The 3,916-nt window shown below is 67.8% G+C and carries 7 protein-coding genes and 1 other RNA gene; all 8 read right to left on the bottom strand.

What is annotated here, in order from left to right:
* On the bottom strand, window positions 1–408 hold a 408-nt coding region (locus Q4I23_RS31120), incomplete at its 3' end, for a crossover junction endodeoxyribonuclease RuvC (protein WP_498528776.1).
* A gap of 28 nt (window positions 409–436) precedes the next feature.
* Window positions 437–1,189 (bottom strand): YebC/PmpR family DNA-binding transcriptional regulator, encoded by a 753-nt coding sequence (locus tag Q4I23_RS31115; RefSeq protein ID WP_014240508.1) that lies wholly within the window; start codon window positions 1,187–1,189, stop codon window positions 437–439.
* Between the two features lie 200 nt (window positions 1,190–1,389).
* Complete coding sequence (locus Q4I23_RS31110) at window positions 1,390–2,211, bottom strand: TIGR00282 family metallophosphoesterase (RefSeq protein WP_149163359.1); 822 nt, start codon at window positions 2,209–2,211, stop codon at window positions 1,390–1,392.
* Between the two features lie 12 nt (window positions 2,212–2,223).
* The gene (locus Q4I23_RS31105) at window positions 2,224–2,832 is read right to left on the bottom strand and encodes a 5-formyltetrahydrofolate cyclo-ligase (protein ID WP_454018633.1); all 609 of its coding nucleotides are present in this window, start codon (window positions 2,830–2,832) and stop codon (window positions 2,224–2,226) included.
* Window positions 2,833–2,871: 39 nt separating this feature from the next.
* A non-coding RNA gene (ssrS, locus tag Q4I23_RS31100) (6S RNA) lies at window positions 2,872–3,031 on the bottom strand.
* A gap of 13 nt (window positions 3,032–3,044) precedes the next feature.
* Entirely contained in the window at window positions 3,045–3,359 is a 315-nt protein-coding gene (locus Q4I23_RS31095) for a cell division protein ZapA (RefSeq protein WP_237903316.1), read from the bottom strand.
* Between the two features lie 3 nt (window positions 3,360–3,362).
* Window positions 3,363–3,587 carry a hypothetical protein gene (locus Q4I23_RS31090; RefSeq protein ID WP_038527192.1) on the bottom strand — a complete coding sequence of 75 codons (225 nt, stop codon included), beginning with the start codon at window positions 3,585–3,587 and terminating at the stop codon, window positions 3,363–3,365.
* A 72-nt stretch (window positions 3,588–3,659) separates the two neighbouring features.
* Window positions 3,660–3,916: hypothetical protein (locus Q4I23_RS31085; protein WP_498528775.1), on the bottom strand; the 257-nt coding region annotated here is incomplete at its 5' end.

Below are 3,916 nucleotides of genomic sequence, written 5' to 3'. Positions count from 1 at the left end.
GCGTATAATCGTCGGCAGCGTCAGATGTGTATAAGAGACAGTCACCATGTTGTTGGCGTACTCGGCCACCGACAGCCCGGCCAGCGCCGGGACCAGAAGGGCCACCGCCCGCGCCTGCCCCAGCTTCAGCGTGGAAACCGCGTTGTTGTTGACGAAGGTCTCCTCCACCGCCGCCTCGTCGGGACGGTAGCGCTCCAGCACTCCGGTCAGCGCGTCGTGGATCTGGCACAGCCGTTCGGCCAGCGGACGGTCGCCGTCGGAATGGACGGCGCCGTCCGCCACATGGGTCAGCCGGTTGCCGGACACGTCGATGACGCCCCAGCCGGTGTGGCGGAGGCCGGGGTCCAGCCCCAACAGGCGTACGGGCGGCTGTTGCGCCGCCCCGCTCCTTCCGGCCTGCCCAAGCACCCCGGTCCCTCCGCTCCGCGGCCTGAAATCAGGCCGTCAGCTTCTGCATCAGCTCGTCGGAGATGTCGAAGTTGCCTTCGACGGTCTGGACGTCGTCGTTGTCCTCCAGCACGTCCAGCAGCTTCATCAGGCTGGCGGCGGCGTCCTCGGACGGGGCGACGGTGTTCAGCGGCTTCCAGGTCAGGCGCGCGCTCTCCGCACCGCCGAACTTGGCCTCCAGCGCGTCGCGCACGATCGCGAAATTCTCCACCGTGGTGGTGACCTCGTGACCGTTCTCGTCGGACGCGACGTCCTCGGCGCCGGCTTCCAGGGCCACCTCGAACACGGCGTCCGCGGCCGCGGCGGCGGCCGGGTAGTAGATCGCGCCGACGCGGCTGAACATGAAGCTGACCGAGTTCGTCTCGCCCAGCGAGCCGCCATACTTGGTGAAGGCCGAGCGCACTTCCGAGGCCGTGCGGTTGCGGTTGTCGGTCAGCGCCTCGACGATCAGCGCGACGCCGCCGGGGCCGTAGCCCTCGTACCGCACCTCGTCGTAGTTCGCGTCGTCGCCACCGCCGGGCGTGCCCTGCTTGATCGCGCGGTCGATGCGGTCGCGCGGCATGTTCTGCACGCGGGCCGCGGTGATCGCGGCGCGCAGGCGCGGGTTGGCTGCCGGGTCCGGGAGGCCGCCCTTGGCCGCCACGGTGATCTCGCGGGCGAGCTTGTTGAAGATCTTCGACCGCTTGGCGTCCTGCGCGCCTTTGCGGTGCATGATGTTCTTGAATTGGCTATGACCGGCCATGCGTCGAACGAGCCCCAGATGGATTCAAAGATACAAGGTCTTGTGAAACAGCTTGGTAAGCGGTGGGACACATGTACCAGCCTTTGTGCGCCACCGCACGCCTTCGGCGCCGGAGACGACACCTACCCATATAGAAAGTCAATATGGCAGTATTGGGGCGCCCCTTTTGCGCCCTGCGACGCCTAAGCCGGCGGCGTCGCTCAGCCCCGCACCGGAACGGACTGGCTCAGCCGGCCGCCCAACCGCAAGGGCTGGATGCTGGTGGCGAGGCCGGTGCGGTCGTCGGTCTCGACGTAGCAGCCGCAGACGGTGGCCTCGCCTTCCGCCGGGCTCAGCCGCTCGGTCGGCAGCTTGCGTATGATCTTGGCCATGGCGACTTCCTTCTTCATGCCGATGGCGCTGTCATAGTCGCCGCACATGCCGGCGTCGGTCAGATAGGCCGTACCGCCCTTCATCACCACATGGTCCGCCGTCGGGACGTGGCTGTGCGTGCCGACCACCAGCGAGGCGCGTCCGTCGCAGAAATGGCCCATGATCATCTTCTCGCTGGTCGCCTCGCCATGGACGTCGACCAGGATGGCGTCGGCGCCGTTGGGACCCAGCCGGTGGGCGCGCAGCACCCGGTCCACCGCGGCGAAGGGGTCGTCCATCGGGTCCATGAACAGGCGCAGCATCACATTCATGACCAGAACCTTGCGCCCGCCCCGCGCCTGCAACAGCACGAAGCCGCGCCCCGGCGTGCCTTCCGGGTAGTTCAGCGGGCGGATGATGCGCGGCTGCTGGTCGATCGCCGCGACCAACTCCTTCTGGTCCCAGCTGTGGTTGCCCAGCGTCACCACGTCCACGCCGGCGGCGAAGAACTCCTCGGCGATCTTGACGGTGATGCCGAAGCCGCCGGCGGCGTTCTCGCCGTTCACCACGGTCAGGTCGGGGTCCAGCCGGTCGCGCAGCATCGGCATGTGCGCGATCACCGCGTCGCGTCCCGACCGCCCCACCACATCACCGAGAAACAAAAGCCGCATCGTCCCCAACCTTCACTGCGTAAAGCGGAGCGTCTCGCGCTCCGTCAGAATCCAATCGAGCCGCTCGTCGTGCGCCCCGCAGGGCACCGCGTCCATCTCCTGCGCGGCGAAGGCCATGCCGACCGCCAGGACGGGACGGAGCGCGCGCAGGGCGTCCAGCGTCCGGTCGTAGTAGCCGGCGCCGTAGCCCAGCCGGTGCCCGCTGCGGTCGAAGGCCAGCATCGGCACCAGAAGCACCGCCGGAACCACCTCGGGCCGGTCGGCGCCCGGCTCCTGGATGCCGTAGCGGCCGGCGGCCAGCGGCAGCACCGGGTCCCAGTCGCGGAAGGTCAGCGCCTGCCCGCGCGGGCCGGTCACCGGAAGCGCGATGGAGCGCCCGCCCGTCTTAAGTCCGCCCGTCTTAAGATGGAGCAGCAGAGGCCGCACGTCGAGTTCCGAACCGAGCGGCCAATAGCCGGCGACCGGTCCGTCTGGGATGAATCCCGGCCGCACCAGATCCTCCAGGAAGCGCTCGCGCAGAGCATCCGCGGCGAAAGCGCGCAGCTGGTCGTCGCTGAGGGAGTCGCGCCGGGCGCGGGCCTGGGCTCGGGCGGCGTCCTTGGCCGCGCGCGGGTCGGTCATCGTCGCCTGGAAAGGTCGGGAAAATTCAGGGGAGAGGCGGAAGGTGCCGCCTTGGCCGTTGGCATTGCTTATCCTCCATGACCTGCAGAGCAGGTGGGCGCCGTATAACCGGACCAGGGTCCGGACAGGGACAGCTCCCGAGAGTCTAAGATTATCGGCCCTGGGGATTATTGCGACCTGACGAACCAGGCAGCGACCTTCCATTCACTAACTTAAGCGCGCTCGAGCCGCGCGGCAACCTCTTCGATGCGCAAAGCGACATTGTCCACGGCGGCGGCCACCTCGGCCTCGTTGACCGTGGACAGCGGGGCGAGACCGCGCCCGGCCATCACGTCCTGCATCTCGTCGGCCATAACGATGGCGGTGAGAACGAGCATCTGCGCCTCCGACCCGGATTTGCCGCCGCCGGTCACCTGCTTCAGCTTGGCGTCGACGAAGCCGGCCAACTCACGCAGGCGGGCCTCCTGGCCGTCTTGGCAGAAGACGCGGTAGGCGCGCCCGTTCACCTCGAATTCCACCTGGGCCATGGCTTAGTTCTCCAGAACCGCTTCGAGACGGCCGATGGCCGCCTCCAGACGCTTCGACACGGTTTCCGCGTTCTCCTGGGCGCGCGCCTGCTCTATGCGGGCCTCGCGCAGGGACTCGCTCAGCTCCTGCTCGCGCTTGGCCACCCTTTCCTCGCGGGCGCACGCGGCATGCTCCAGACGATCCACGGCCTTGGAGAGGCGGTCGAGCGCGGCTTTCAGAGAATCCATGGGCGGAGAACCTTGACGGACGGACGGACGGCGGGCGGGCCGCATGTTCGCACATGCATAAAATGCCGAGCGCTACAGTTGGGCCGGCCATGCCGCCCCGTCAACCGGAATTACGCCGCAGTTTGCGGTGGAAATGGCGCCGTCACAATGCGCCGGAAGCCGAACCGCCATCCCCATTCCCGTGTTGACCTGCGCACACGGGTTCTGCATGGTGCGCGCGTCCTGCGGGAAGCCTTGTTTCCCGCCCAATCGGTGTTGCCCGACCCCGTTCGGCCCCCACCGTTCGCTGCTGTCTCTTATACACATCTCCGAGCCCACGAGACTATAAC

This window comes from Azospirillum sp. UFLA03-27 (assembly GCF_059803775.1).
This window is presented reverse-complemented; position numbering and strand designations above follow the sequence as displayed.